Below are 24472 nucleotides of genomic sequence, written 5' to 3'. Positions count from 1 at the left end.
TTGAAGCGATTGTCAGGCATCAATGAAGTCATACTCACCGTGTTCATTGATTTTTAAAGGCCAAAATGGAGCTTCTCCATTGATCATAAGCTTTATGTGATCTAAACCGAATTTTTCGGTCATCATCGACACTATTTCTTCTGGTGAAAACTCTTTTTGTAATCTGTATTTTGTTTGCTTATGAAGTTTTTGGGGCTCCAGCGTAGGATCGTAATATCGCCCATTCCATTTAATAACAGCATGTTCGAACTTGTAACCAGTATGAGTTGTGATCTCAACCAAAACATAGTGGATATAAAATTCATCTTTAGTCAGGGTTTGCATCACCGTTAAGAATGAATTCATAAAGCACATATTGGGTTTTATTAACCCCAAACGACTAACTAAATGATTTAGCTCTTTGGGCATATCTGATATTTCTAGCTCACCTAGTATAACTTTATTGTTTTTTTTACAAAATAACTTATCAAAAATTCTCATAATATTCTCCTTGGTGCTTTCTATTTAATTTAATTCCGCAGTGATATGGATATGAGATATAATATTTTGAACTATCTTTGACGTAGAGCAGGTTCGTTTGACCTCCTTCATTTGCGTAACAATTACCACTGTTTAGAAAAACAGCGAAGATATTAGCTATGGTGAACGTCAGCATGGTTACCGCCCAGAGTTTCAGTATTCAGCCTGCTCAGCCCGCTTCAATAAGTTGCCGCTGGATTTATTGGCTGGATTGCCTAGTTTCGACCTTAACCACATATTTATATCGCTGACGACCTCTTTGCGCTGACTTTTCCCGTCACTGTTTTTCAATCCATGATCGAGTTCTTCGTAACGCCGATATTCAATATTGTTTTTTCCTAGGTCTTTAAGGCGCTGCATCAATTCATCTGTTTTCTGAGGTGATACCGAAGTATCCATTCCCCCCTGCACGATTAGCAAAGGAGAATTTACTTTTTTAAGGGTATCCAGCTGATCGATGGAGAGCATCTGCTGCCACCAATGATAACCATGTCCGCTCACCTCAAGCTCAAAGGATTTGCTGTGAAGAACATGCTCGGCAAACCCTTTAAAACCGTCGATCTCTTTTCTCGCCGCTTCGGGATTTTTATGCTTTACCTCGATGCTGTGTGAAACGTCATCGATAAACCAGCGGCCACCGCCATTAAAGGCGATGGTGGCATCGATATAGTCGACTTCTGTGGTTACGAGGTTGGCGATAACGGCTCCTTCACTGCCGCCCAAGAGGATGAACTTTTTGTATTGCCCGTCTTTTCGAACGATATCGAGCACAGCCTTGATATCCGCGACCCGCTGCGCAGGATTGTCCTTTTCAAGGTACTGGGCAGGGCAATCCTTGCGTTCGGCATCTTCACTGTATTTTAATTTACGATTGATGCCGTACTTTTCGATTAGCAACACATCAGCTTCTGGCCAGACATTTTTATACTCGGTGAGTATGGAGTCTATGTTAAGCACGCTATTGCAATCAGAGCCTTGCAGGATCAACAGCAGTGTATCTGTGTCATGGACATGTTGGACAAGATAATAGGAAATAAACGAACCATCATCCCTGCTAACTGTGCGAGTCATGATCTCCTGAGGGTTCACCGAACTTGTCAAAAAGAGAAAACCAAAAAATAGTAATAGAACTTTCATATTGAATATGATGGTTGTGGTTTTTAATGATTGATACTAAGAAAAATGTGGCAATCACATGCTATCAATTTTATCAGTTTATCTATTTGGGAATGTTGAATGATTTAAATTCCATAGGCTAAACCTTGCTTATTTCTGAGCACTAGCTGATAGGCGTGATCTCGCATTAAAAACATCATCAACTCAATATCCTTAAGTTGAGATAATTTGATAGGATGGGCTTCCCATCGAGGTGGGGGGTGACCGGCATCGTTACAATGAATAAGATATATTCGTTGTTTGCTCCGATACAGGGCGAAAAAACTCATGTCACATTGTTTAGCTATAGATAAATAAGGTTCAAAAGAAAGTTCATACAAATTCATTTCATCATATTCAGTTGAGCTTATGTAGCGAGACATCTCGTAATATGTATCAGGTAAGTTCGCGTCTTGGCTTATGGAATCAAATAACTTGATAACTTCTTGAATATGAGAAAGTTTTATTATTGGTTTTCTTTTCAAACCTTTACCTCTTTGGTCGTGATTTTCCGAACATTCAGGCAAGGCTACCGCCCCTGAATTTCAGCCTCCAGCCTGCTGCGCTTTTCCTGTGGCTCCGGTCTGGTTCATGGCTGACTCCGACAAGAGGTGATCCCGATTGCCATGTTACCGAACGGAGCTGGTTAGGGAAGAGGGATCGGGCGATTTCTCGGGCAAGATCAATAAATTGGGGGGCCAGCGGGGCCTGCGTCAGGTTGGATAAGAGGGATCTCAAGGCGCAACGCTCAACGCTCAACGCTCAACGCTCAACGCTCAACGCTCAAGGCCCAACGCCCAATATTCACGGTGTATGGATGGGGGAGTGAGCGAGGTCATTGCCCTGCCGAGGGTCATGCGGTGCAGCCGAGAGGGTCGGCGTGGCAAGGGCGAGCAGGTGGTTGGGAGGGGGCGAAAGAGCCGCGAGTTCAGTCGAGGACTCGAATTTGAAACCCGCTCAGACTCCTATGCTCCACCCAAAAGAGGGGCCCGCTGCCGGTGACGGCAGGGGCCCGTTTTTATTGTTAGCGCACGGTCTTGATATGGGATTTGCTTTCCTCCGTGAAGGCTTAGCGGGCCAGCAGGGGTTGGCTGCTGGTCAGGGCGGTGCTGGTTGGTCGGGTGGCGGGATGCTGCTGGAACTGGCGTACCAGCCGCTCCAGATCCCCGAGCTGCTTCACGAGGGCAATGATGCCCTGCACGGCGTGGCGGCTGCCCTGGCTGGAGTCGTCGGCCAGACGCTTGATGTCCAGCACGCTGTGGTGGATGTCCTGGGTGACCAGGGACTGCTCCTGCACCGCCTGGGCTATCTGGTTGCTGCCTGCGGTCACCTGCAACAGGCGTTCGCTTATCTGTTGCAGGATATCGCCGGTGGCGGCGGCCTTGAGGCGGCAACTGGCGGAGAGCTGCTCCCCTTGCGCCATGGCCTGCTGGGCATCGTCGGCGCTGGCCTGCAAGAGGCTTATCATCTGCTGGATCTCGCCGGTGGAGGATTGGGTCTTGATGGCCAGGGTGCGGATTTCGTCCGCCACCACCGAGAAGCCGCGACCGGACTCGCCCGCCCGGGCCGCCTCAATGGCCGCATTGAGGGCCAGCAGGTTGGTCTGGTTGGCGATGTTGTTGATGACGTCCAGGATGCCGTCGATGGCGCGGCACTGGCTGGCCAGCGCCTCTATCACGGCGCGGGAGGTGAGCAGCTCGCCGTGAACCCCTTCCACCGCCGCCACGGTATCGAGCACGCTGCGATTGCCCTCCCGAAACAGCACGGCGGTGTTGTCCAGGCTGTCCGAGGAGGCGCTCGAGCTGTGGGAGACCTCGCGAATGGACGCCGTCATCTCGGTGATGGCGGTCGCGACCTGGTTGGTCTGGGCCTGCTGTTGCTGCAGGTTGCCGGTGATGGACTCGGCATTGTTCAGATCCGTCTGCGCCGCCTGCACGATCTGCTGGCAGGTCTGCTGGGTGCGGGCCAGCACCGCATTGAACTCGGCCTGGTTCATCTTCATGGCGAGCTCGACGGCAGCCAGACGATCGACCCGGCCGGTATACAGCAGTTGCATCAAGGGGTTGTCGAAACGGTGGCGGGCCAGGGTCTCCAGCCGGGCGAGGCGCCGGGAGAGGGTCTGGCAGATGACGAGCGCAACCACCAGGGGCAGGGCGCCGATGAGCAGAGGCCAGCCCGGGCCGTGCTGATAGCCGAGGGTGACCAGACTGGCCAGCAACGCCATCAGGCAGAGGTGGATCCCCAGGGTGTGGCAGCAGGGGGGCAGGCGCAGGGCCCGGGGGGTCTTGCCGCGGCGCATCTCTTCATAGACCTGCTCCGCACGCTGCTTGATCGCGTCGTCCGGCGCCGTGCGCACCGACTGGTACTCCACCACCTTGCCGCTTGCGTCCTGAATGGGGGTGACGAAGGCGTTGACCCAGTAGTGATCCCCGTTCTTGCAGCGGTTCTTGACCGGGCCCATCCAGCTTTTGCCTTCCCGCAGATGGCGCCACATGTCGGCAAACGCCTGGGGCGGCATGTCGGGGTGGCGGACCAGGTTGTGGGGTGCCCCTTGCAGCTCCTCCAGGGTGAAGCCGGCTATCTGGCAGAACTCGTCGTTGGCATAGGTGATGCGGCTCTCCAGATCCGTGGTGGAAATCAGGTTCTGGTGCGACGGGTAGAGGCGCTCACGCTGGGTAACGGGTTGATTGACTCTCATGGTACTTCCTGCCTGACAGAGGAAAGAGAGTCTGGTTGCAATTCGTACACCAGAGTGCCCAAAACCGCTTAAATTGCGCTCTATATGTCTCTTTTGCGCTCAAAACCCGTAGTGGGGGGAACATGGCCCGGGCTCGCGTCCGCCTCTGCCGTCAGGATTCGCTTTTTGGGAGCCGTTTTGGCAATGGCAGGGCGGGTTTCGCAATTTGGCAAGGCGGGGCCGGGGCCTCCGCCAGCCTCAGGCGGGCAGATCCGGCTCGCTGACCGGGGCCGGCATCTGGGTCTCTATCTGCAGGTGGGTGGAGAGCAGGGTCTTCAGATCCTGCAGGTACTCCTCCAGGGGGGGCTCGTCCAGCAGCAGGGCAAGCTCGTTGCCGATGGGGGTGAGCCGGTAATAGAGCAGGGTGAGGTTGCTCTGGCGTTGGCGCAGACGCCAGCGCTGGTTGCCAAAGGCCAGCTCGACCCCGTCGGCGGGCAGGGGACCGGATTCGAGCTCGCCACGGTGCAGCAGCCCGAGATCGCACAGCAGCAGCAGGGCGCTGTAGGGCACCCGGTATTTGCCGAGCCCCATCCGGGTGACCTTGGCGCGACTGAGCAGGCTGGCCCCCTTGTGCATGCCCAGCAGCAGGCGCTGCTCGTCGCTGCCCTCGTAGTGACAGGAGAGGGCGCAGATGCGCTGGAACAGCTGGGCTTCGCGCTGGGTCATCTCCTTGAGGGTATTGAGGGCCCGGATGGAGAAGCGGCCCGGGGTCGCCACTTCCAGGGCGAAGATGCGGCCCCACAACTGCTGCATGGGGGTCATGCTGATGTCTTCGGCCAGTTGCAGGAAGCGGGTGAGCCAGTCGCTGTCTATCTCGCCGCCGGCGGCAGTCTCTTCGCAGTGGCGCGCGGCCATCACCATGATGGATTCCAGATTGCGCTGGCGGGTGGCCTGCTCCGCCAGCTGGCGAAAGGTGGCGCGCTGCTCAAAGGTGCTGTCGCTGTTGCGGGTGAGCATGCCATCGATGCCGCGGCTGCGGGCCAGGCGCAGGGTCTGCTCCTGGCTGCTCAGGATGGAACTCTCTTTCTTGGGGGGCAGGTCAGCCATGCTGGCTCCGTGATGGCAAGGTCTGGTAGTGAATGTTACTCCAACCAGATCCATGAACAATCCCTTTGCCGGGGTCGTCACGGGATAAAAAAATGGCCTCCCGGGGGAGGCCATCAGGGGCTCACTCTTCGTAGACGCTGACCTCGACCGCGTCCATGGAGTAGGAGGCGGTGGCCATCTCGTGGCTGGAGCTGACGGTGTGCATCTTGCCCTTGACCCAGATGGCGTCCCAGAGGTCATCCACCGGCGCCCCCTTGGGGTAGCTCACGTAGATCACCTGGTTGGTGGGCGGGGGCGGCACGTGAATGCAGGCGCCAAAGTAGGGGACCAGCAGGAAGGCGGTGACGGTCTTGGCATCCCCTTCCAGGGGCACCACGAACCCGGGGATCCGCACCTCCTGATTGTCCAGCTTCTTGTTGACGCCCCCCACCGGTTGCGGCACCGAGGAGAAGTCGCCATCATGGCTGACCTGGGGCGGTGGCAGCAGTTTTTCCCCCTCCGGGATGAGGATATCCCAGTCGATGGTCTTGTAATCTGCGGCCATGGCAGGCAGCACCAGCAGGCTGGCCAGCAGCGCCACTATTTTCCACTTCATCATCTGTTCTTCTCTCTTGGTCGGATGCGTCGGGTCAGACGCGAATGCTCATGCCGTCGCTCAGGCTGTAGCGGTAAGCGCGGGCGGCAGGCAGCAGCCCGATCACCATGCCCGCCAGCCAGACCAGGCCCAGCAGTTGCCACTCATAGGCGCTCGGCAGACCCAGGCTCATTTGCAGGCCATAGTGGCTGAGCAGCCAGGGGCTAGCAAGCCCCTGACCGAGATAGAGCGCGGCCACCCCGAGGGCGATGCCCGCCGTGGTGAGCGCCATCGCCTCCAGCGCCAGCAGCAGGAAGAGGTGGGCAGGGCCCGCCCCCAGCGAGCGCAGAATGGCGAGCTCGCGGCGCCGCTCGTTGAGGCCGGCGAGCAGGGTGGTCAGCATGCCGATGAGGCCCGCCACCACCACGAAGCCCGCGATCACCGACAGGGCGGTCTCCGCCACGCTCATCAGCCCCCAGAGCTCCTGCAGGGCGGCCCCCGGCAGGATGGCCATCAGGGGCTCCCTGGGATAGGTGTTGACGCTGCGCTGCAACTGGAACGCCAGGATCCGGTTGCTCAGCCCCACCATGAAGGCGGTGATGGTCTTGGGGGTGAGATCCAGCGCCATCGCCTGTTCCGGGGTCACGTTCTTGCTGTGACGACCGGTGTCCCAGCCCAGATGGATCGCCTCTATGCCCGCCAGCGGCACATGAATGGTGCGATCGATGGGGGTGCCGGTGGGGGCCAGGATCCCCACCACCTTGAACGGCATGTTGTCGTGCTGGCTGAACGAGGTGTTGCCGGCGCCATGGGCGATGACGATGGATTGATCCAGGTGATAGCCGAGCTTTTCGGCCACCTGGGCACCCAGCACCGCTTCAAACGGTGTTTCGAAGGGGCGACCTTCGCGCAGGACGAGCGCCTGCTGCTGGCCGTACTTCAGGTGGGTGAAGTAGTCCCCGTTGGTGCCGAGCACGCGAAACCCCTTGTGGGAGTCGCCAAGGGAGAGGGGGATGGTCCAGGCGATACCGGGCCTGGCCTTGATGGCCTGGTAGGAGTCCCAGCCCACGTTGTTGGTGGGGTTGCCGATGCGAAACACCGAATAGAGCAGCAGGTTCACCTGGCCGGAGCGGGCGCCGACGATGAGATCGGTGCCGGAGACGGTGTTGGCGAAGCTGTCCCGTGCCTGACTGCGCACCCGCTCCACCCCGAGCAGCAGGGTGACGCTGATGGCGACGGCCAGCAGGGTGAGCCCGGCGGTGAGGCGACGGGCCCAGAGACTTTGCAGGGCGAGTTTCAGCATGAGAGCCTCCGCAGTGAAGGGGAGATGGCCGGACGGGCTGCGAGATGATGGCGTGTGGTCATGCCGCCCTCCGGTTGAGCTGTTGCAGGTTCTCCACCCGGGGGAAGAGGGGTTCCAGATAGGGATCGTGACTGACGAAGACCAGGGTAGACCCCTGCTTGTCGCACTCCTCGAACAGCAGCCGGATGAAGGCGGCCCGGTTGTCGGTGTCCAGGGCCGAGGTGGGCTCGTCGGCGATCACCAGAGGAGGGGAGCCTATGAGGGCGCGGGCGGCGGCAACCCGCTGCTGCTGGCCGATGCTGAGGGCGTGGACGGGGCGATGGAGTGCCTCATCCGGCAGTTGCAGTTCTGCCAGCAGGCGGCGCGCCTCCTGCTCGGGGCTCCCTGTCAGGCGGGCCCGCTTGGCGGGTGAAAAGGTGAGGGCAGCGGTGACGTTGTCCTGTACCGAGAGAAACGGCAGCAGATTGAACTGCTGGAAGATGTACCCCAGATTGGCCGCCCGGAACTGGTCACGAGCGCGGCTGGAAAGCCGGGCCAGGGGCTGGCCCAGCACCTCCAGGGTGCCGTGGTTGGCGGTCTGGATACCGGCCAGCAACCCGAGCAGGGTGGACTTGCCACAACCCGATGGGCCCTTGATGAAGACGCGCTCACCCTCGTGGATGCGAAGGGCGGGCAGATCGAGGACGGCTTCGTGACCCGGCCAGGCAAAGGCCAGATCACGGATCTCAACCACGGCATGTTTCATGGTGTTACCAGCCCAGTTTGTTGGCGGACGGAGTCAGTTCGGCGGCGGTCTGGCCGGTGGGCAGTATGCCCTGCACGCTCAGCTTCTCCAGGCTCGGGTAGAGGCTGAACAGGGTGGCCTCGAGACCGGTGAGCTTGGCCGGGGTAGCGCAGGTGTAGGTGTACATGGCTCCCATGTCCGCATGGCCCGCGTCGTCGTGATGGTGTTCATCGTGAGCGCCATCAGCCTTGTCGTGCTCGTGCTCGTGCTCGTGCTCGTGCTCGTGCTCATGGTCATGATCTTCCTTGGCGGCCTGCAGCTCTTGCTGGGTCAGCTTGCAGCCGGCGGCAGGGTCGAAACGGAAGAGAGCGTCGGGCTGCTGGAGGCGGGCCACCGCCTTGGCATACTGCGCTTTCTCCTCATCGGTGTTGGCGGCATGCTCGAAGCCCACCAGATCGGCGGCAGGGGCCTGCAACTCGATCATCAGCTGGTTGCCGTCGAGTACCAGGTTGAGGTGGCCGTGACCGTGCTCATGGGCACCGTGGCTGTGGCTTTCGTGTTCGTCGTGATGGGCCTGGGCGCCGAAGGCGGCAGCGGCCAGCAACAGGGTGACTGCTTTCATCGTTAATCCTTTTGAATGAATAGAGAAAAGATTGGTTCAAAAAAAGAAACAATGAAGGGGCGGCGGGGCGCGGATACGGCGATGTCCCGTAGTGCCGGTGGCCGCCCTCGGTTGGGGAGTGCCGATATACCGGTCGATGCCAGAGGAGAGGGGAGGGAGAACGGGGGTCGGCGTCAGTGCCAGCTTGCCATCCAGATGCAGGACGCAGAGGGTGCAAGCATGACCGTGATCGGGCAGGGCTGCTTCAAGGGGGTGCTGTGCCAGCGCCGGTTGCATCCACAACCAGCCCAGCAGCAACACCCAGATTGTCAGTGTGGAACGACCCATAGACCCTTGTGGAAAGGGCGCCATCAGCGCCCTTCTCTCTGATTCAGAGATGGGACTGGATGAGCCCCATCACCTTGGTTATCTCGGCGGCATCGAGCTGGCCATCTTTGGCAAACAGCACCTTGCCCTCTTTATCCAGCAGTATGATGGCCGAACTTTCCGGGGTGAGCGCCCAGGCGTTGCGGGCCATCCCCTTGGCATCCAGCACCATGGCGGACCAGGGGAACTCTTTCTTGCTGTCCTCGGCACTGCTCTTCACGAAACCGGACGTGCCCCAGATGGCGTCATTGCTGTTGATGATGGTGACGGTCTGGTACTTGTCGTGGGGCAGCTTGGCCGCCTTGATCGCCTCGATCATGGGGGCATTGAGCTCCTTGGCGCTGGAGCGACCCGCGATGTGCTGGATCAGGAAGACCTTGCCGGTCAGGACCTTGCTCTGCCAGGGCTGATAGCTGATCTCCTTCTCCTTGAGCACCAGCTCCCCCTTGTCGCTGATGTTGACCAGCGGCACCTGGGTTGATTCCTTGATGTTGTGGGCCATGACCAGGGTTGGCAGCAGCGCCAGAGTAAGCACGAGATGTTTCATCCGGATGACACTCCTTTGTGATGTTATAACGATTTTTGGGTCGAGGGAATGGGACCCTGAACATCCTAAACTGATCGGATCTGTTTAAAAAGTGTTAAATAATGCAGGGTGCGACGGTGATCTTGTCAACATGGTCGCCATCCCCCCAATGACGGCGGCAAGGATGGCATGTCATCCATCAAAAGCAAGTGATGGTCAGAAGAGGCTAGTAGAGCGGTTCACTGATCAAGGGAATCTGGGCCATGGTCATCTGCTGGGCCAGCAGGGGAGAACCGGTGAGCAGCACGTGGCGCTGATTGCCGATCACCAGGGTGTCCCCCTCAAGGCCGCTGTCGGCCGTGATGGCGAGCCAGGCCGGCGAGACGCTGCCGATGCTGATGTTCGGATAGATGATGCTGAGGCTGTACTGGGGCGCCAGCTCCGCCAGCAGACTGGCCATGAGCAGCGCCTTCTCGTCGCTGTCGGCCTTGTTGTCCTGCAGGGCCTGCAAGGGCGGAGCGAAGTGGTCCATCTGCTCGGGCGGGGTGGGGATGCCGCTCAGCCACTCCTGCAGCAGGGTGACGCTGGTGGCGAGATCCTTGGCCGAAAACTGCTGTGCCAGGGGTTTGAGGTCTCCCTTGAACTGATAGAACAGCTGGGAGTAGTTGGGGCGCACGCAGGGCAGCTTCTGATTGGCCGGGTGCACGCAGGGCTGGACCCGCATCTCGTAGAAGGCGTCCTCCTGATATTGCCGGTAGGCCTGCCAGAACTGGGCGGATTCGAGGCTGCTGTCGTGCAGGGTAAAGGCCTGTTCCAGGTTGCGGAACTTGGTGGCCGTCTCCGGGCTGTGCTGGTTGATCTGGTTGATGCTGTTGTAGAGGCGCGGACTGATGTAGGAGTAGAGTGTTTCCAGCGGGAAGTTGAGGGCGGTGTCGAGCTGTGTCATCTCGTGACGGCTGGCTGAAAAGGTGCGCTCATCCGCCGTCAATTGCAGGTGCTTTTGCTGACCATCCGCAGATTGCCACTGCCAGCTCAGGTTGATCTCGTTGGCCTGCGCCATGGTGCCGAAGAGCAGACTGCACAGAAAGCCTTGTGCCAGTTTCATGGTGCGCCTCCGCCTGGGTTGATAATAAACAACTAGGTGAGTGACCGGCATTTGGATTGGTCTGGTGACAGATATATTGGTAATTATCTGATCTGACTTTAAATTTAATTCAGGAAATAAGTCATGGGGGAAATCATCATGAAGCTTGTTTCACGGTTTCTGCTGATATTGGTGGCCACGCCAGCGCTGGCGGGGCAGGTCATCGTCAATCAGGGATTGTCCAGCGCGGATACCTTCGCCCTGCGGGATCAGCTGGCCCGGGAGCATGAATGGCAGGAGTGGCTGCGCTTCCAGCAGGCCATCAAGTGGCTGGAGGTGCTGCCGGTCAACTGCGATCTGGTGGGAGGTGCCGGTCAGGAATATCGCTGTGGTGATGACTATTACCGCCCCTATCGGCAAAACGGGCGAGACCTCTATATCCAGGGGGATCCCCCCGGAGCGTCCCCGCAACGACCAATAAAAAAGGCGCCATAAGGCGCCTTTTTTTGCGAGGGATACGCTTATTTTGCAGCGTAACGCTCGGCAGAGGTCTTGATCTCGGCTTCGGCAGCGGCCTTGTCGCCCCAACCTTCCACCTTGACCCACTTGCCCGCTTCCAGCTCTTTGTAGCGCTCGAAGAAGTGCTGGATCTGGGCTTTCAGCAACTCGGGCAGATCGTTCACATCCTGGATGTGATCGTACTGCTTGGTCAGCTTGGAGTGGGGAACGGCCACGATCTTGGCGTCTTCGCCTGATTCGTCGGTCATCTTCAGCACGCCGACCGGGCGGCAACGGATGACGGAGCCGGCCAGCAGCGGGTAGGGAGTCGGAACCAGCACGTCGACCGGATCCCCGTCCAGGGACAGGGTGGCGTTCACATAACCGTAGTTGCACGGGTAGAACATCGGGGTGGACATGAAACGGTCAACGAAGATGGCGCCGCTGTCCTTGTCGACTTCGTATTTGATCGGGTCGGCGTTCTGCGGGATTTCGATGATGACGTAGATGTCGTCAGGCAGGCTCTTGCCGGCCGGTACCAGGTTCAGGCTCATGACGTTTCCTTTGAGTGTTGGAGTCAAGTTTGCAGGCCGACATTATAGCGATGTCCCGTCAAATGACCATATTTCAAGGGCCGGGTGGCGTGGCGGAGGGTGGCTTTTCCCCGCGCTTGCCCGATTTCTGTCGTCTGCGGGCGCCGATGCCTTCGCTCCCCATGGGCGCGGCTTGTGCCACCGGGTCAACAGACCCTAGAATGCGCACTCCCTTTACTGGAAAAGGCAGCGGTATGCACATTCACATTCTCGGGATCTGCGGCACCTTCATGGGTGGTCTGGCGGTGTTGGCAAAACAGCTTGGCTATCGGGTGACCGGCTCCGACGCCAACGTCTATCCCCCCATGAGCACCCAGCTCGAGCAACAGGGCATCGAACTGACCGAAGGCTACGACCCCTCCCAGCTCGATCCTGCGCCGGATCTGGTGGTGATCGGCAATGCCATGAGCCGTGGCAACCCCTGTGTGGAATATGTGCTGGACCGCAATCTGCCCTATATCTCCGGCCCCCAGTGGCTGCTGGAGCACGTGCTGAAAGATCGCTGGGTGCTGGCCGTCGCGGGCACCCATGGCAAGACCACCACCGCCAGCATGCTGGCCTGGGTGCTGGAGTATGCCAAGCTGGAACCCGGTTTCCTCATCGGCGGCGTGCCGGGCAACTTCCCGGTTTCCGCCCGTCTCGGCTCGGTTCCCTTCTTTGTGATTGAAGCGGACGAATATGACTGCGCCTTCTTCGACAAGCGATCCAAGTTTGTCCACTACCACCCGCGCACCCTGGTGATGAACAACCTGGAGTTCGACCACGCGGACATCTTCCCGGATCTCGCCGCCATCCAGCGCCAGTTCCACCACCTGATGCGCACCGTGCCGAGCAACGGCCGGGTGCTCTTCCCCAAAGGTGATGACAACCTTACCGCCGTGCGCGAGATGGGCTGCTGGAGCGAGGTGGAGCTGGTGGGCCAGGACGACGCCAAGTGGAAGGCGGTCAAGCTGGCCGATGACGGCTCCGCCTTCGAGGTGTGGCTGGATGGCGTGAAACAGGGGGAGGTGCACTGGGAGTGCATCGGCGAGCACAACGTCAACAACGGTCTGATGGCCATCGCCGCCGCCCGTCATGCCGGTGTCATGGTGGAGCACGGGATCAACGCCCTCTGCCAGTTCAAGTCCCCCAAGCGGCGCATGGAGCTGAAAGGGGAAGTGGCCGGCATCAGCGTCTATGACGACTTCGCCCACCACCCCACCGCCATCGAGACCACCCTGGGCGGCCTGCGCGCCAAGGTGGGCAAGGCCCGCATCATGGCGGTGCTGGAGCCCCGCTCCAACACCATGAAGCTCGGGGTTCACAAGGAGGAACTGGCCGGTTGCTTCGACGGCGCCGACGAGGTGTTCTTCTTCCAGCCCCCCAACATCGGCTGGGATCTGGGGGAGGTGACGGCCCACATGACCCGGCCTGCCCGGGTATTCGAGGCCCTTGATGCCCTGATTGGCGCCCTGGTGGCCGAGAGCCGCCCAGGGGATCATATTCTGATCATGAGCAACGGCGGCTTCGGCGGCATTCACGACAAGCTGATCGCCCGCCTCAAGGAGCTGCAGAGCGCATCATGAACAAGGCCATCACCCTGGCGCTGACCGGCGCCTCCGGCGCTCCCTATGCCCTGCGCCTGCTGGAATGCCTGGTGCAGGCAGACTATCGGGTCTTCCTGCTCGCCTCCTCGGCGGCCAGGGTTGTGCTCAAGACCGAGCAACAGCAGGATTGGCCGGGCTCCCCCAGGGAGCTGTCGGCGTACCTCTGTCGCCAATATGGTGCCAAAGAGGGTCAGATCGTCGCCTGCGGCAAGGAGGAGTGGTTCTCGCCGGTGGCTTCCGGCTCGGCGGCCCCCAAACAGATGGTGGTCTGCCCCTGCTCCATGGGCACCGTCTCGGCGATCGCCAACGGCACCTCGGACAACCTGCTGGAGCGGGCGGCGGACGTGGTGATCAAGGAGCGAGGCCAGCTGATTCTGGTGCCCCGGGAGAGCCCCTTCTCGGCGATCCATCTGGAGAACATGCTCAAGCTTGCCCGTCTTGGCGTGACCATCATGCCGGCGGCGCCAGGGTTCTACCATGAACCCAAAAGCATCGAGGATCTGGTGGACTTCATGGTCGCCCGCATCCTCGACCACCTGGGTGTCGAGCATGAATTGACCAGTCGCTGGGGTTATGCCAACCACTGATACGGTGGGGAGCGGACAAAAAAGCGGCGCCGGGCTGTAAAGCCCGGCGCCGCTTTGTCAACATCTGCGCGAGTCAGCTGGCCTGGATGGGGGCAGTCACGTACTTGAACAGGAAATCCGTCACCTCTTCCCGGCTCGGACGCTGTGGCTGATTGATCATCTGCATCATCACATAGCCAAAACCGGTCAGGGAGCGGGCCAGATCCTGCGCCGACAGCACGCTCTGGATCTCGCCGTTGTCGATGGCCCGTTGCAGGTGGGGGGCAATGCGCTCCAGCGCCTTGTCCAGCAGCCTGGTGTAGCGAGGCCACACTTCTTCCCGCACCGAGGAGCTCCACTCCAGCCAGATGCTGGCGTGATCGGGCTTGTCATAGGCGGCGTCAACGAACAGCTTCACGTGGCGGTGAATGCTCTCCCTGGCGGAGCCCTGACCGTTGTAGGCCTGTTCGAGGATCTGCTGTACGAAGGCTTCGATTTCTGTCAGCACTTCGTCGACCAGATCTTCACGAGTATTGAAATAGTTAAAAACGGTCGCAACCGAGACCTTTGCCTGTTCGGCTATCTCGGCATGCCCCGCACGGCCGATGCCGCGACGGGAAAATACCTCGACGGCACACTCCATCAATTGATCACGGCGAGCCTCCGGCGAAAGCCGGGTTCGACGTCTTATTTCTGCGCGTGGTTCCATAGTTTTTTCATCTAATAGTTATTGATTATGGTGTTTATAGTATTGTCACCGATAATGCCCGAAGGCTTGCTAACTCTATCAATTAAAATAAGCCGATAAAAGCATCACGTATGCCTGACGCCCACTGGTTGGAGTGGTAGAATCCTCGGTTTTGACGTTAATGAACGGCCAATAACCCTTTGGTCATTATTGGAGTATGTGATGAAACACATTGTCGAGGTGATGATCCCCGAGGCCGAGGTTGCAGCCCGGATCGCCACGCTGGGTGAAGAGATTACCGCCCGTTACCAGGGCTCCGAGGAAGTGGTCATGATCGGCCTGCTGCGCGGCTCCTGCGTCTTCCTGGCGGATCTCTGCCGTCAGTGCCAGTTGCCCATCACCCTGGACTTTATGACTGCCTCCAGCTATGGCTCCGGCATGCACAGCACCCGTGACGTGCGCATCCTCAAGGATCTGGATGACGACATCAAAGGCAAGGACGTGGTGATCGTCGAGGACATCATCGACACCGGTTACACCCTCAACAAGGTGCGCGAGATCCTCTCTCTGCGCGAGCCGAAATCCCTGGCCATCTGCACCCTGCTGGACAAACCGTCCCGCCGCGAGGTTCAGGTGCCGGTGGACTGGCTTGGCTTCTCCATCCCGGACGAGTTCGTGGTGGGCTGTGGCATTGACTACGCCCAGAAGTACCGTAACCTGCCTTTCATCGGCAAGGTGGTACCGCAAGAGTAAGCCGGGTCCGAAGTAGCAAGGCAGGCTGGCCGGCCCGCCATCGACTGTCTTCAGGCGGCGTCACAGCCGCCTTTTCTGTCTCGAGATGGGCTCATCCATCACAGGGGTTGCAATGAACGCATTGGAAATCAGCGGTCTGAAGAAGACCTATCAGGGGGGCGTCGAAGCCCTCAAGGGCATCGATCTCACCGTCAAACAGGGGGATTTCTTCGCCCTGCTCGGTCCCAACGGGGCGGGCAAATCCACCACCATCGGCGTGATCAGCTCACTGGTCAACAAGAGTGCCGGCAAGGTGAAGGTATTCGGTCATGACATCGATACCGATCTGGAGCTGGCCAAGTCCCAGCTCGGCCTGGTGCCCCAGGAGTTCAACTTCAGCCAGTTCGAGAAGGTGAGCCAGATAGTGACTCACCAGGCCGGTTTCTATGGAGTGCCGCGGGCCGAGGCCAAGGTGCGCGCCGAGAAGTACCTGCGCCAGCTCGATCTGTGGGACAAGCGCGACATGGCGGCCCGCACTCTCTCCGGTGGCATGAAGCGCCGGTTGATGATTGCCCGCGCCCTGATGCATGAGCCCAAGCTGCTGATCCTGGATGAGCCGACCGCCGGGGTGGACATCGAGATCCGCCGTTCAATGTGGAGTTTCCTCAAGGATCTCAACGAGCAGGGGGTGACCATCATCCTGACCACCCACTACCTGGAAGAGGCTGAGATGCTGTGCCGCAACATCGGCATCATCGACAAGGGGCGCCTCATCGAGAACACCAGCATGAAGAGCCTGCTCGGCAAGCTGGGTCGCGAGACCTTCCTGCTGGATCTGGTGCCGGGTTCCACCGTACCGGCCCTGCCCGAGTTCAACGGCCGGATGCAGGATGAGAACACCCTGGAAGTGGAGCTGGAGAAGAGCCAGTCCCTCAACAGCCTGTTCGAGCAGCTCTCCGCCCAGGGGGTGAAGGTGCTCAGCATGCGCAACAAGGCGAACCGGCTGGAAGAGCTGTTCGTCAATCTGGTAGAGGAGGGTCGCAAAGCATGAACCCCATGACCTATTACATCGCCTTCAAGAGCATTCTGGCCAAGGAAGTGAGCCGCTTCACCCGGATCTGGATCCAGACCCTGGTGCCGCCCGCCATCACCATGAGCCTCTACTTCGTCATCTTCGGCAACCTCATCGGCTCGCGCATCGGTGACATGGGTGGCTTCAGCTACATGGAGTTCATCGTGCCCGGCCTCATCATGATGTCGGTCATCACCAACTCCTACTCCAACGTCGCCTCCTCCTTCTACAGCGCCAAGTTCCAGCGCAACGTGGAGGAGCTGCTGGTGGCGCCGGTGCCCAACTACATCATCATCGCGGGGTATGTGGGCGGTGGCGTGGCGCGCGGCCTCTGTGTCGGCCTCATCGTCACCCTGGTGTCGCTGTTCTTCGTGCCGCTGCAGATCCATCACCTGTTCAGCGTCTGCGTGACCGTGCTGCTCACCTCCATCCTCTTCTCCCTGGGGGGGCTCATCAACGCGGTGTTCGCGAAGTCGTTCGATGACATCAGCATCATCCCGACCTTCATCCTGACTCCCCTGACCTATCTGGGGGGCGTCTTCTACTCCATCACCCTGCTGCCGCCGTTCTGGCAGGGGGTTTCCCAGGTGAACCCCATCATCTACATGGTGAACGCGTTCCGCTACGGCTTCCTCGGGATCTCCGACGTGCCCCTCGGCACCGCCTATCTCATCATCATCGGCTTCATCCTGGTGCTCTACGGGATGGCCTGGTGGCTCATCTCCCGCGGCACCGGTCTGCGCCACTGAGGCGCGCACCTGCCAGCAAAAAGGCGCCCTCGGGCGCCTTTTTATTTGCACATGTCGGTCTCAGAGGGCCGGGGCATCGTAGTCCGCGGGCTCGTCGCTGTAGACGCAGACGTTCCACTTGGCCGCGAGGCCATCATCTGCGAGGCAGTAGCGCTCGAAGAAGGCCTTGATACCGGCGCGCTGGCAGTGGGCCTCGAAGCTCGCCATGTCGCGCCAGATCTCGTTGAAGACGATGGGGAAGCTCTCCCCCTCGGCAAAGGGGCTCTGGATATGGCGGGTGACGATGTACTGCAGGCAGCCATCTTCACGCAGGGTGTCGGGTTCGAGCCCTTGCAGGACGCGGAACAGGGCCTGCTCCTGGCCCGGCTTGGGCTGGAACTGGGCGATGCAGTAAACCTTCTTGGACATCGTGGTCTCCTTGCCGTGTCTCAACCCCGCAGGGCGACGACCCGGTTGTCGATGAGGCGGGCCTTGCCCAGATAGGCGGCCATCAGGATCACCAGGCGCTGGCTCTCGGCGCTGGCGGATTCCAGGGTGTCGGCATCGACGATGTCGATGGCATCCGTCCTGAATCCCGCGTTGTCGAGGCGTTGGCTGGCCTGGGCAACCAGGGAGGGGAGGTGACTGTTCCCCGCTTCAATCTGCCCGGCAATCCAGTTCATGGTGCGCGCGAGCTCGGGGGCGATGGCCCGCTCGGCAGCGGTCAGATAGCCGTTGCGCGAAGAGAGGGCCAGCCCGTCTTCGGCCCGCACGGTCGGCACGCCCACGATCTCGATGGGCATGGCCATGTCGGCCACCATCTTGCGAATGAGCGCGAGCTGCTGGTAATCCTTCTCGCCAAAGCAGGCCACGTTCGGCTGTACCAGATTGAACAGCTTGGTGACCACGGTGCTGACCCCGCGAAAATGCCCCGGACGCAGCGCCCCTTCCAGCAGGCTGGAGATGCCGGGCACCTCGACGAAGGTCTGGCTGGCGAGCCCCTGGGGATACATGATCTCCGGCGTCGGGGTGAAGACCAGGTCCACACCGGCGGCCTCCAGGGCGGCGCAATCCTGCTCCAGGGTGCGGGGGTAGTTGGCGAGATCCTCGGCCTTGTCGAACTGCAAGGGGTTCACAAAGATGCTGACCACCACCTTGTCGCCATGGCGGCGGGCCTCCTCGACCAGGGTGAGATGACCCTGATGCAGATTGCCCATGGTGGGCACGAATGCGATGGCGCGGCCTTCGCGATGCCATTGACCGATCTGCTCGCGCAGCGCGGCGGGATTGTTCACAACCAACATCGTCAGTTCACCTTCAGATGAATCAATAAAAGAGGGGGTCGTCAGGGGGGAGTGAGAGACGGGGGCACAGGCCCCCGCGCTCATGACGACAGAAAGTCAGTTGAAGCAGTGCTCGGGGCCGGGGAAGGTTCCCTCGCTCACCTGCTGCACGTAGAGACGAATGGCGGCACGCATGTCACCGGTCTCGGCCAGGAAGTTCTTGGTGAACTTGGGCACATAACCGGAGGTGATGCCGAAGGCATCGTGCATCACCAGGATCTGGCCGTCGGTGGCAGGGCCGGCACCGATGCCGATCACCGGAATGCGCAGCGCCTTGGTGATGCGCTCTGCCAGAGAGACGGGCACGCACTCGAGTACCAGCAACTGGATGCCAGCCGCTTGCAGCTCCAGCGCCTGGCGGTAGATCTCCTGGGCGTGGAACTCGTCGCGCCCCTGCACCTTGAAGCCGCCAAACACGTGGACGGATTGCGGGGTCAGGCCGAGATGGCCGCACACCGGCACCCCGTTACGGGTGAGGTGGCGGATGGAGTCACACAGCCAGTCCCCCCCTTCCATCTTCACCATGCGGGCACCGGCCGCCATCAGGCGCGCCGCGTTCTGGTAGGTCTGCTCCGGGGTGGCGTAGCTCATGAACGGCATGTCGGTCACCACCAGGGCATTGGTGGTGCCGCGCACCACGCAGCGGGTGTGATAGACCATCTCGTCCATGCTGACCGCCAGGGTGTCGTCTCCGCCCTGCAATACCATGCCGAGGGAGTCGCCGATGAGCAGCACCTGGGCGCCCTCGTCGTCGAACAGCTTGGCGAAGGTGGCGTCATAGGCGGTGATGGCGGTGATTTTCTGTCCGTCCTGCTTCATCTTCTGCAGGTGGGTAGTGGTGATCTTGCTCATTACGTTGTTCCTACTCTTCTCTACTCGCCTGCTGCACCGGCCAGGATCGCGAGTCCATTGCGCGGGCAGCGGGCAATCAGTTCGGTGAGCGGGGTGCCGCAGGGCAGCACCAGGGAGGGGGCTATCTCGGCAAGGGGGAGCAGGACGAACTCCCGCTCCTTCATGCCATAGTGAGGCACCGTCAGGCGCTCATGCCGGATGACCTCGTCGCCGTACAGCAGCAGATCGAGATCCAGGGTCCGGGGGCCCCAGCGCTCATCCTTGCGCACTCGCCCCTGTGCCTGCTCGATGCGCTGCAGCTCGTCCAGCAGCGCCAGAGGGCTGAGGCGAGTGGCAAGGCGCGCCACGGCATTGACGTAGTCCGGCTGATCCGCAGGGCCCATGGGGCGGCTGCCGTAAAGGTGGGAGGTCTGCAGCAGCTCTGACTCGGGCAGGGTCGCCAGCGCGGCGATGGCGCGACGAGCCTGGCCGAGAGGGTCGGCGAGGTTGGAGCCGATGGCGACGAAGACCTCGATCATCGGCGGATCCTTACTCTGCCGACTTCGGCTTGCGGCGACGGGGGCGACGGCGGTTGCGGCCATTGCCGCTGCGCTTCTCGCCATCACCGCTGCGGGAGTCGGCGCGCTCGCCGCTCGCCGGGCGGCGGGTCGCCTCCCGTTGCAGTTGCGGGCGCACGTCCGGGTTGGAGGCCACATAGCGTTCCCACCAGCTCGCCAGCTCGCCGAGGCCGCGCTCGACCCGGTTGCGCAGCAACAGGAAGTCGAAGGCCGCACGGAATTTCGGGTGCTCCATGGCGCGCTCGGGGTGCTTGCCCTGGCGGCGGGTCAGGCGCTGCTGCAGGGCCCAAATGTCGCGCACGTCCGTGGTGAAGCGGCGCGGCACGGCGATGATCCGCACCTGGTTGTCCAGCACCTCGTTGATAGCCAGCATGAAGGCATCGTACCAGGGCAGACCGCTCTCGTTTTCCAGCACCCGGCCGCGGGCCTCGACGGCGCCCCACAGCAGGGTGGCGTAGAGGAAGGCGGGGGTGACGCGCTTCTCTTCACGGACCCGGGTATCGGTGTCCATCAGCGCCTGCTCGATGAACTGCTCGTAGGGCGAGTTGCCGTGGGGCGTGAACAGGGCGGCTACCTGGGGGAACAGCGGCTGGAACAGCCCGTATTCCCGCAGCAGCTTGTAGGTGGCCAGACCGTCCCCCGCCAGGAACAGCTTGAGGGTCTCCTCGAACAGGCGGGCGGCCGGGATGTCCTGCAGCAGCGGGGCGAGCTCCCGGATGGGCGCGGCGGTGCGCGGGCTGATGGTCATGTCGAGCTTGGCGGCGAAGCGCACGGCGCGCAGCATGCGCACCGGATCTTCCCGGTAGCGGGTCTCGGGGTCGCCAATCAGCTCCAGTCTGCGCGCGGCCAGGTCTTCCAGCCCACCCTCGAAATCGTGCAGGGTGAAATCCTTGGCGCTGTAGTAGAGGGCGTTGACGGTAAAGTCGCGACGCTCGGCATCCTCTTCGATGGTGCCGTAGACGTTGTCTCGCAGCAGCATGCCTTCATCGGACTGGGCCGACACATGCTTGCTGGTATTGACCTGATGGTGGTGACCCCGGAAGGTGGCCACTTCGATCACGTCACGACCAAAGACGATGTGGGCCAGGCGGAAACGGCGGCCGATGAGGCGGCAGTTGCTGAACAGCGCCTTGATCTGCTCCGGCGTCGCGTCGGTGGCGATGTCGAAATCCTTGGGGGTCTTCCCGAGCAGCAGGTCACGGACGCCGCCGCCGACCAGGTAGGCCTCATAGCCCCCCTTGTTCAGGCGATAGAGCACCTTGAGGGCATTCTCGCTGATCTCTTTGCGCGAAATCGGGTGCTGGTCACGGCTCAAGGTACGGCGCTGTCCGGCGACACGGGCCGGAATGGGGGACTCCACCGACTGCTCGCCGTCTTCCTTGCCGAGCACTTTGCGGCAAAAGTTTGCGATCTGGGAAAAAATGGTACACCTCGTTATGACTTCAAATTGACGGGAGGCCAAAAAAATAGCGGCCTATCATAGCTCAGCCCCAACCAAATGAGAAACGGTGTGGCCTGCTTCCCCTTGATTGGTCCTTTTGGGGCAAGAAATACAGCCAGGGCTAGCTTTGCCCTTGCGGGATCTTCTGCTGGCGGGGCACCCGGACCAGCTGCCAGTGGGCGATGCCCCAGCCGATGATCTCGTCGATCCGGCTCGCCATCAGCTCGGGCGGCGGGCACTGACCGAGAAAGTGCAGCGCCTGCCACAGGGCCGGTCGTACCTCGTCCTGCGACAGCGCCGGCGCATGGTTCTGCTTGGAGAGCTTGTTGCCATCCGCTTGCACCGCCAGCGGCAGGTGCACCCAATCGGGGATGGCAGCCCCCAGAGTCTGGTAGAGGGCAATCTGGCGCACCGTGGGTTCCAGCAGATCGGCGCCGCGGACGATCTCGGTGATGCCGCTGTCCATGTCATCCACCACCACCGCCAGGTTGTAGGCGTAGAGCCCGTCCCGGCGGCGCACGATGAAGTCCTCCTCCGCCAGCGCTGCGGGGACGGTGATCTCTCCCTGCAGCGCATCCTCGAACCGATAGACCGGGTGGTGCTGGCGCAAACGGGCGGCACACCCCTCGGCGGTCAGCCCTAGGGCGCGGCAATGGCCGTTGTAGAACCCCCCTGCGGCCATGATTTCGCGCCGGGTACAGCGGCACCAGTAGAGATCCCCGGCCCGGTAGAGCTGATCGATGATCTCGTCATAGCGGCCATGGCGCGCGCTTTGGAACATCACCTCCCCATCCCAGCCAAGACCGTGTGCCTCCAGGGTGGTGAGGATAAGGTCAGCCGCTCCCGGCATCTCCCGCGGGGGGTCGATGTCTTCGATGCGCACCAGCCAGCGGCCCTGCTGTGCCCTGGCCTGCAAGAAGCTGCCAAGGGCGGCGACCAGGGATCCGAAGTGGAGCGGACCGGACGGTGAGGGGGCGAAGCGGCCCACATAGGGGCGTCGGGAGGGGGGGGAGGTCATGACCATGGCAATTCGGGTAGGCGATGCATTGAGGCTGCATTCTGGGACGGCCCGACCAAAAGCTCAATAAAAAAGGGAGCCTGGGCTCCCTTTTCGTTTCTGTGGATGGGCGGCATCAGCCAGCCATCTGTTTTTCCTTGATCTCGGCCAGCGTCTTGCAGTCCACGCAGAGGTCTGCGGTCGGACGGGCTTCCAGACGGCGGATGCCGATCTCGATGCCGCAATGCTCGCAGTAACCGAAGTCATCTTCTTCGAGCAGCAGCAAGGTTTTCTCGATCTTCTTGATCAGCTTGCGTTCACGGTCGCGGGTGCGCAGTTCGAGAGCAAACTCTTCTTCTTGCGCGGCGCGATCCACGGGATCCGGGAAGTTGGCAGCCTCATCCTTCATGTGGTCGACGGTGCGGTCAACTTCCTGCATCAGTTGGTTGCGCCAGGCTCCCAGGATCTTGCGAAAATGTACCTTCTGTTGGTCATTCATGTACTCCTCACCGGCTTTCATCTGGTAAGGCTCTACACCCGCAATGGCCAGGGGGCCCAGAGATTTCCTGTTTTCGCCTGTTGGCATGCCCTGTCTCCTAATTCAGCACGCTACCCGTGCCATCCATAAATTGAGGGCGACATCTATAGCAGAAGGGTCAACGGGAGGCAAACAAGCCTTATCAATAATGTTACCCACTTCTGCATTTATTCTCCGCCCTCGGGTAGCATATGGTCAGATTCAAATGGGATAAAATCCTGAGCCACCATGCCCTGCACCCCAACATGGGGGCGATAGCATAAAATTTCAACCCCTGCCGCCATCGCCTGTTCAACAAGCTGACTATAGTGCGGATCGATATGGGCTGCAGGGCGCATTCTCGCGATGCCGGAGTGCAATACCATGAACAGCAGCACGGCCCGGTGCCCTGCCGCCTTCATGGCCATCAATTCACGCAAGTGCTTGGCGCCGCGGGTGGTGACCGCATCGGGGAAGTACCCCATGCCGGGTTGCTCCCGCTCGTCGAGCAGGGTGACGGATTTCACCTCGATGTAACAATCCGGTCTGTGGTCATCTTCCAGCAGCAGGTCGATGCGGCTGTTCTCTTCCCCGTATTTCACTTCGGTGCGCAGCCTGGCATAGCCTGCTAGGGGGGCGAGGGCGCCCTGTTCGATGAGCTCCCGGGCGATCTGGTTGGCACGGGCCGTGTTGACGCAGATGAAGTGACCCGCCGGGCTCTCGGCGATTTCCCAACTGTTTGGCAGCTTGCGCTTGGGGTTGTCGGATGTGGAGTACCAGACCCGGGTGCCCGGCAGGGCGCAGCCGGTCATGGCACCTGTATTGGCGCAGTGGATGGTGATCACCTCGCCGTTGTCGAGCGCGACATCCGTCAGAAAGCGCTTGTAGCGGGAGATCAGCTGCCCGGACTGCAGGGGGGGATCGAAGATCATGGGGTGAGCTCCTCGCGGTGCGGGTTTTTGACGCGGGCCCGCAGGGGCCAGCAGGCGAGCGGTTCGTAGTGGACGCCGTCCGGCGTGCTGACGGATTGATAGAGGCAGAAGCGATCGGCCCTGAGCAGAAAATCCGGCGCAGGCAGCTCGCCGGGGGCCTCGCCCGCCTTGCGCGACAGGGTGACGTGGGGGCGATAGCCCTGCTCGCCGTTGCCCAGCCCGAGCTTTTCACCGTGGCGGCGCAGCGCCCTCGCGAGCACGGTCAGCTCGTTCGGCCACTCACCGGGCCCCACCCAGGCGGCTTTGGCGCGCTGAAACCAGCCGGTCTGATCCAGATGGACGCTGAAAGGGGGGCAGTGCTGTCGCTCGGCGGCCGCGATCAGGCGAGCCTGAGTCGTTTCGTCGGCCTCCCCGAGAAAGGCCAGGGTCAGGTGCAGGTTGCTCTCGGGCACCGGCTGACCGGGCCAGGGGCGCTGGTCTCGCCAGGTCGCAAGCTCGGGGGCAAGCTCTGGCAGGGGCAGGGCAAAGAAGAGTTTGGACATGCGGCGTGTCGGTCCTCGTGATGGGCATCGGATAAGGGCCATTCTATGGCAGCCGCTCCCGGGATGTCTTGCCGTGTTGCACCTGATGCTTCCTGCCCCTGCCCGGCAGGGGCGCTTACGATGGCCGGGAGGCTGTGGCAGAATGGACCCCTTTTCAGGAGTGTCACAGAA

General features: G+C 60.7%; 29 protein-coding genes. 6 read left to right on the top strand and 23 right to left on the bottom strand.

Going from position 1 to position 24472, the window contains the following annotated elements; genetic code table 11:
• Positions 1-12: 12 nt before the first annotated feature.
• The 12 genes from BN1120_RS12410 to BN1120_RS12360 form a co-directional block, all read right to left on the bottom strand.
• On the bottom strand, positions 13-480 hold the full coding sequence (locus BN1120_RS12410) for a hypothetical protein (protein WP_042016320.1): 468 nt from the start codon (positions 478-480) through the stop codon (positions 13-15).
• A gap of 192 nt (positions 481-672) precedes the next feature.
• Positions 673-1590, bottom strand: coding sequence for an alpha/beta hydrolase family protein (locus BN1120_RS12405; protein WP_080768012.1), 918 nt, complete (start codon positions 1588-1590; stop codon positions 673-675).
• A gap of 170 nt (positions 1591-1760) precedes the next feature.
• Entirely contained in the window at positions 1761-2159 is a 399-nt protein-coding gene (locus BN1120_RS20810; RefSeq protein WP_111736010.1) for a hypothetical protein, read from the bottom strand.
• A 584-nt stretch (positions 2160-2743) separates the two neighbouring features.
• Positions 2744-4372, bottom strand: coding sequence for a methyl-accepting chemotaxis protein (locus tag BN1120_RS12400; RefSeq protein ID WP_042016318.1), 1629 nt, complete (start codon positions 4370-4372; stop codon positions 2744-2746).
• 237 nt (positions 4373-4609) lie between these two features.
• Entirely contained in the window at positions 4610-5458 is an 849-nt protein-coding gene (locus BN1120_RS12395) for a TIGR03899 family protein (protein ID WP_042016317.1), read from the bottom strand.
• Between the two features lie 121 nt (positions 5459-5579).
• Entirely contained in the window at positions 5580-6056 is a 477-nt protein-coding gene (locus BN1120_RS12390; RefSeq protein ID WP_042016316.1) for a DUF3299 domain-containing protein, read from the bottom strand.
• 31 nt (positions 6057-6087) lie between these two features.
• Positions 6088-7335 carry an ABC transporter permease gene (locus BN1120_RS12385; protein ID WP_039040840.1) on the bottom strand — a complete coding sequence of 416 codons (1248 nt, stop codon included), beginning with the start codon at positions 7333-7335 and terminating at the stop codon, positions 6088-6090.
• Positions 7336-7393: 58 nt separating this feature from the next.
• On the bottom strand, positions 7394-8080 hold the full coding sequence (locus tag BN1120_RS12380) for an ABC transporter ATP-binding protein (RefSeq protein ID WP_042016315.1): 687 nt from the start codon (positions 8078-8080) through the stop codon (positions 7394-7396).
• A gap of 4 nt (positions 8081-8084) precedes the next feature.
• Complete coding sequence (locus BN1120_RS12375) at positions 8085-8681, bottom strand: DUF2796 domain-containing protein (RefSeq protein ID WP_042016313.1); 597 nt, start codon at positions 8679-8681, stop codon at positions 8085-8087.
• Between the two features lie 36 nt (positions 8682-8717).
• A complete protein-coding gene (locus tag BN1120_RS20805; RefSeq protein WP_080768013.1) occupies positions 8718-9008 on the bottom strand; it encodes a hypothetical protein in 291 nt (96 codons plus the stop codon).
• 43 nt (positions 9009-9051) lie between these two features.
• A complete protein-coding gene (locus BN1120_RS12365) occupies positions 9052-9594 on the bottom strand; it encodes a YtfJ family protein (RefSeq protein WP_010675585.1) in 543 nt (180 codons plus the stop codon).
• A gap of 205 nt (positions 9595-9799) precedes the next feature.
• On the bottom strand, positions 9800-10678 hold the full coding sequence (locus BN1120_RS12360; RefSeq protein WP_010675584.1) for a hypothetical protein: 879 nt from the start codon (positions 10676-10678) through the stop codon (positions 9800-9802).
• Positions 10679-10801: 123 nt separating this feature from the next.
• Between BN1120_RS12360 and BN1120_RS12355 the strand changes: the two genes are divergently transcribed.
• On the top strand, positions 10802-11152 hold the full coding sequence (locus BN1120_RS12355; protein WP_010675583.1) for a hypothetical protein: 351 nt from the start codon (positions 10802-10804) through the stop codon (positions 11150-11152).
• A gap of 26 nt (positions 11153-11178) precedes the next feature.
• Here BN1120_RS12355 and ppa read toward each other — a convergent pair whose 3' ends face one another.
• The gene (gene ppa, locus BN1120_RS12350; RefSeq protein WP_005335667.1) at positions 11179-11709 is read right to left on the bottom strand and encodes an inorganic diphosphatase; all 531 of its coding nucleotides are present in this window, start codon (positions 11707-11709) and stop codon (positions 11179-11181) included.
• A gap of 233 nt (positions 11710-11942) precedes the next feature.
• On the opposite strand from ppa, the gene mpl reads away from it, so the two are divergent.
• Together mpl and BN1120_RS12340 are read left to right on the top strand one after the other, a co-directional pair.
• Entirely contained in the window at positions 11943-13313 is a 1371-nt protein-coding gene (gene mpl, locus BN1120_RS12345; protein ID WP_042016311.1) for a UDP-N-acetylmuramate:L-alanyl-gamma-D-glutamyl-meso-diaminopimelate ligase, read from the top strand.
• Positions 13310-13921 (top strand): flavin prenyltransferase UbiX, encoded by a 612-nt coding sequence (locus BN1120_RS12340; RefSeq protein ID WP_042016310.1) that lies wholly within the window; start codon positions 13310-13312, stop codon positions 13919-13921. Before mpl ends, BN1120_RS12340 begins: the two co-directional genes overlap by 4 nt.
• 73 nt (positions 13922-13994) lie before the next feature.
• On the opposite strand, the gene BN1120_RS12335 is transcribed toward BN1120_RS12340, so the two are convergent.
• Positions 13995-14609 carry a TetR/AcrR family transcriptional regulator gene (locus tag BN1120_RS12335; protein ID WP_029314803.1) on the bottom strand — a complete coding sequence of 205 codons (615 nt, stop codon included), beginning with the start codon at positions 14607-14609 and terminating at the stop codon, positions 13995-13997.
• 201 nt (positions 14610-14810) lie between these two features.
• On the opposite strand from BN1120_RS12335, the gene hpt reads away from it, so the two are divergent.
• The 3 genes from hpt to BN1120_RS12320 all read left to right on the top strand — a co-directional run bounded on the left by hpt (position 14811) and on the right by BN1120_RS12320 (position 17141).
• The gene (hpt, locus tag BN1120_RS12330; protein WP_010675579.1) at positions 14811-15341 is read left to right on the top strand and encodes a hypoxanthine phosphoribosyltransferase; all 531 of its coding nucleotides are present in this window, start codon (positions 14811-14813) and stop codon (positions 15339-15341) included.
• A gap of 112 nt (positions 15342-15453) precedes the next feature.
• Entirely contained in the window at positions 15454-16371 is a 918-nt protein-coding gene (locus tag BN1120_RS12325; RefSeq protein ID WP_039040845.1) for an ABC transporter ATP-binding protein, read from the top strand.
• Complete coding sequence (locus BN1120_RS12320) at positions 16368-17141, top strand: ABC transporter permease (protein WP_010675577.1); 774 nt, start codon at positions 16368-16370, stop codon at positions 17139-17141. The genes BN1120_RS12325 and BN1120_RS12320 overlap by 4 nt, the downstream gene beginning before the upstream one ends.
• A gap of 60 nt (positions 17142-17201) precedes the next feature.
• Here the strand turns inward: BN1120_RS12320 and BN1120_RS12315 are convergent, their stop codons facing one another.
• The 9 genes from BN1120_RS12315 to thpR all read right to left on the bottom strand — a co-directional run bounded on the left by BN1120_RS12315 (position 17202) and on the right by thpR (position 24301).
• Positions 17202-17549: a putative quinol monooxygenase gene (locus tag BN1120_RS12315; protein WP_010675576.1), complete on the bottom strand. Its 348-nt coding sequence runs from the start codon at positions 17547-17549 to the stop codon at positions 17202-17204.
• A gap of 20 nt (positions 17550-17569) precedes the next feature.
• A complete protein-coding gene (gene panC / locus BN1120_RS12310; protein WP_039040846.1) occupies positions 17570-18424 on the bottom strand; it encodes a pantoate--beta-alanine ligase in 855 nt (284 codons plus the stop codon).
• Between the two features lie 96 nt (positions 18425-18520).
• On the bottom strand, positions 18521-19315 hold the full coding sequence (panB, locus tag BN1120_RS12305; RefSeq protein ID WP_039040847.1) for a 3-methyl-2-oxobutanoate hydroxymethyltransferase: 795 nt from the start codon (positions 19313-19315) through the stop codon (positions 18521-18523).
• A gap of 20 nt (positions 19316-19335) precedes the next feature.
• A complete protein-coding gene (gene folK / locus BN1120_RS12300) occupies positions 19336-19833 on the bottom strand; it encodes a 2-amino-4-hydroxy-6-hydroxymethyldihydropteridine diphosphokinase (protein ID WP_042016308.1) in 498 nt (165 codons plus the stop codon).
• A 10-nt stretch (positions 19834-19843) separates the two neighbouring features.
• Complete coding sequence (pcnB, locus tag BN1120_RS12295) at positions 19844-21334, bottom strand: polynucleotide adenylyltransferase PcnB (RefSeq protein WP_029314802.1); 1491 nt, start codon at positions 21332-21334, stop codon at positions 19844-19846.
• A gap of 100 nt (positions 21335-21434) precedes the next feature.
• Entirely contained in the window at positions 21435-22337 is a 903-nt protein-coding gene (gene gluQRS, locus BN1120_RS12290; protein ID WP_042016306.1) for a tRNA glutamyl-Q(34) synthetase GluQRS, read from the bottom strand.
• Between the two features lie 109 nt (positions 22338-22446).
• Positions 22447-22896, bottom strand: a complete 450-nt coding sequence (dksA, locus tag BN1120_RS12285) for an RNA polymerase-binding protein DksA (protein ID WP_029314801.1) — start codon at positions 22894-22896, stop codon at positions 22447-22449.
• A gap of 119 nt (positions 22897-23015) precedes the next feature.
• Positions 23016-23759 carry a DNA/RNA nuclease SfsA gene (gene sfsA / locus BN1120_RS12280; RefSeq protein WP_042016305.1) on the bottom strand — a complete coding sequence of 248 codons (744 nt, stop codon included), beginning with the start codon at positions 23757-23759 and terminating at the stop codon, positions 23016-23018.
• Entirely contained in the window at positions 23756-24301 is a 546-nt protein-coding gene (thpR, locus tag BN1120_RS12275; protein ID WP_042016304.1) for an RNA 2',3'-cyclic phosphodiesterase, read from the bottom strand. The genes sfsA and thpR overlap by 4 nt, the downstream gene beginning before the upstream one ends.
• Between the last annotated feature and the right edge of the window lie 171 nt (positions 24302-24472).

The sequence above is a fragment of the Aeromonas caviae genome (genome assembly GCF_000819785.1).
Taxonomy (GTDB): Bacteria; Pseudomonadota; Gammaproteobacteria; order Enterobacterales; family Aeromonadaceae; genus Aeromonas; species Aeromonas caviae.
Note: the sequence above shows the minus strand (reverse complement) of the source record. Positions and strands in the feature narration are given on the sequence as shown.

What these genes read in the sequence shown, in the direction of transcription:
- panC (WP_039040846.1), bottom strand. Translation starts at nt 18,424, where the DNA reads ATGTTGGTTGTGAACAATCCCGCCGCGCTGCGCGAGCAGATCGGTCAA.
- panB (WP_039040847.1), bottom strand. Translation starts at nt 19,315, where the DNA reads ATGAGCAAGATCACCACTACCCACCTGCAGAAGATGAAGCAGGACGGA.
- BN1120_RS12375 (WP_042016313.1), bottom strand. Translation starts at nt 8,681, where the DNA reads ATGAAAGCAGTCACCCTGTTGCTGGCCGCTGCCGCCTTCGGCGCCCAG.
- BN1120_RS12320 (WP_010675577.1), top strand. Translation starts at nt 16,368, where the DNA reads ATGAACCCCATGACCTATTACATCGCCTTCAAGAGCATTCTGGCCAAG.
- BN1120_RS12395 (WP_042016317.1), bottom strand. Translation starts at nt 5,458, where the DNA reads ATGGCTGACCTGCCCCCCAAGAAAGAGAGTTCCATCCTGAGCAGCCAG.
- BN1120_RS12390 (WP_042016316.1), bottom strand. Translation starts at nt 6,056, where the DNA reads ATGATGAAGTGGAAAATAGTGGCGCTGCTGGCCAGCCTGCTGGTGCTG.
- BN1120_RS12410 (WP_042016320.1), bottom strand. Translation starts at nt 480, where the DNA reads ATGAGAATTTTTGATAAGTTATTTTGTAAAAAAAACAATAAAGTTATA.
- BN1120_RS12315 (WP_010675576.1), bottom strand. Translation starts at nt 17,549, where the DNA reads ATGTCCAAGAAGGTTTACTGCATCGCCCAGTTCCAGCCCAAGCCGGGC.
- BN1120_RS12385 (WP_039040840.1), bottom strand. Translation starts at nt 7,335, where the DNA reads ATGCTGAAACTCGCCCTGCAAAGTCTCTGGGCCCGTCGCCTCACCGCC.
- dksA (WP_029314801.1), bottom strand. Translation starts at nt 22,896, where the DNA reads ATGCCAACAGGCGAAAACAGGAAATCTCTGGGCCCCCTGGCCATTGCG.
- BN1120_RS12340 (WP_042016310.1), top strand. Translation starts at nt 13,310, where the DNA reads ATGAACAAGGCCATCACCCTGGCGCTGACCGGCGCCTCCGGCGCTCCC.
- BN1120_RS12365 (WP_010675585.1), bottom strand. Translation starts at nt 9,594, where the DNA reads ATGAAACATCTCGTGCTTACTCTGGCGCTGCTGCCAACCCTGGTCATG.
- BN1120_RS12405 (WP_080768012.1), bottom strand. Translation starts at nt 1,590, where the DNA reads ATGACTCGCACAGTTAGCAGGGATGATGGTTCGTTTATTTCCTATTAT.
- ppa (WP_005335667.1), bottom strand. Translation starts at nt 11,709, where the DNA reads ATGAGCCTGAACCTGGTACCGGCCGGCAAGAGCCTGCCTGACGACATC.
- hpt (WP_010675579.1), top strand. Translation starts at nt 14,811, where the DNA reads ATGAAACACATTGTCGAGGTGATGATCCCCGAGGCCGAGGTTGCAGCC.
- BN1120_RS12355 (WP_010675583.1), top strand. Translation starts at nt 10,802, where the DNA reads ATGGGGGAAATCATCATGAAGCTTGTTTCACGGTTTCTGCTGATATTG.
- BN1120_RS12335 (WP_029314803.1), bottom strand. Translation starts at nt 14,609, where the DNA reads ATGGAACCACGCGCAGAAATAAGACGTCGAACCCGGCTTTCGCCGGAG.
- BN1120_RS12325 (WP_039040845.1), top strand. Translation starts at nt 15,454, where the DNA reads ATGAACGCATTGGAAATCAGCGGTCTGAAGAAGACCTATCAGGGGGGC.
- BN1120_RS20805 (WP_080768013.1), bottom strand. Translation starts at nt 9,008, where the DNA reads ATGGGTCGTTCCACACTGACAATCTGGGTGTTGCTGCTGGGCTGGTTG.
- thpR (WP_042016304.1), bottom strand. Translation starts at nt 24,301, where the DNA reads ATGTCCAAACTCTTCTTTGCCCTGCCCCTGCCAGAGCTTGCCCCCGAG.
- mpl (WP_042016311.1), top strand. Translation starts at nt 11,943, where the DNA reads ATGCACATTCACATTCTCGGGATCTGCGGCACCTTCATGGGTGGTCTG.
- sfsA (WP_042016305.1), bottom strand. Translation starts at nt 23,759, where the DNA reads ATGATCTTCGATCCCCCCCTGCAGTCCGGGCAGCTGATCTCCCGCTAC.
- BN1120_RS12400 (WP_042016318.1), bottom strand. Translation starts at nt 4,372, where the DNA reads ATGAGAGTCAATCAACCCGTTACCCAGCGTGAGCGCCTCTACCCGTCG.
- BN1120_RS12380 (WP_042016315.1), bottom strand. Translation starts at nt 8,080, where the DNA reads ATGAAACATGCCGTGGTTGAGATCCGTGATCTGGCCTTTGCCTGGCCG.
- gluQRS (WP_042016306.1), bottom strand. Translation starts at nt 22,337, where the DNA reads ATGGTCATGACCTCCCCCCCCTCCCGACGCCCCTATGTGGGCCGCTTC.
- BN1120_RS12360 (WP_010675584.1), bottom strand. Translation starts at nt 10,678, where the DNA reads ATGAAACTGGCACAAGGCTTTCTGTGCAGTCTGCTCTTCGGCACCATG.
- folK (WP_042016308.1), bottom strand. Translation starts at nt 19,833, where the DNA reads ATGATCGAGGTCTTCGTCGCCATCGGCTCCAACCTCGCCGACCCTCTC.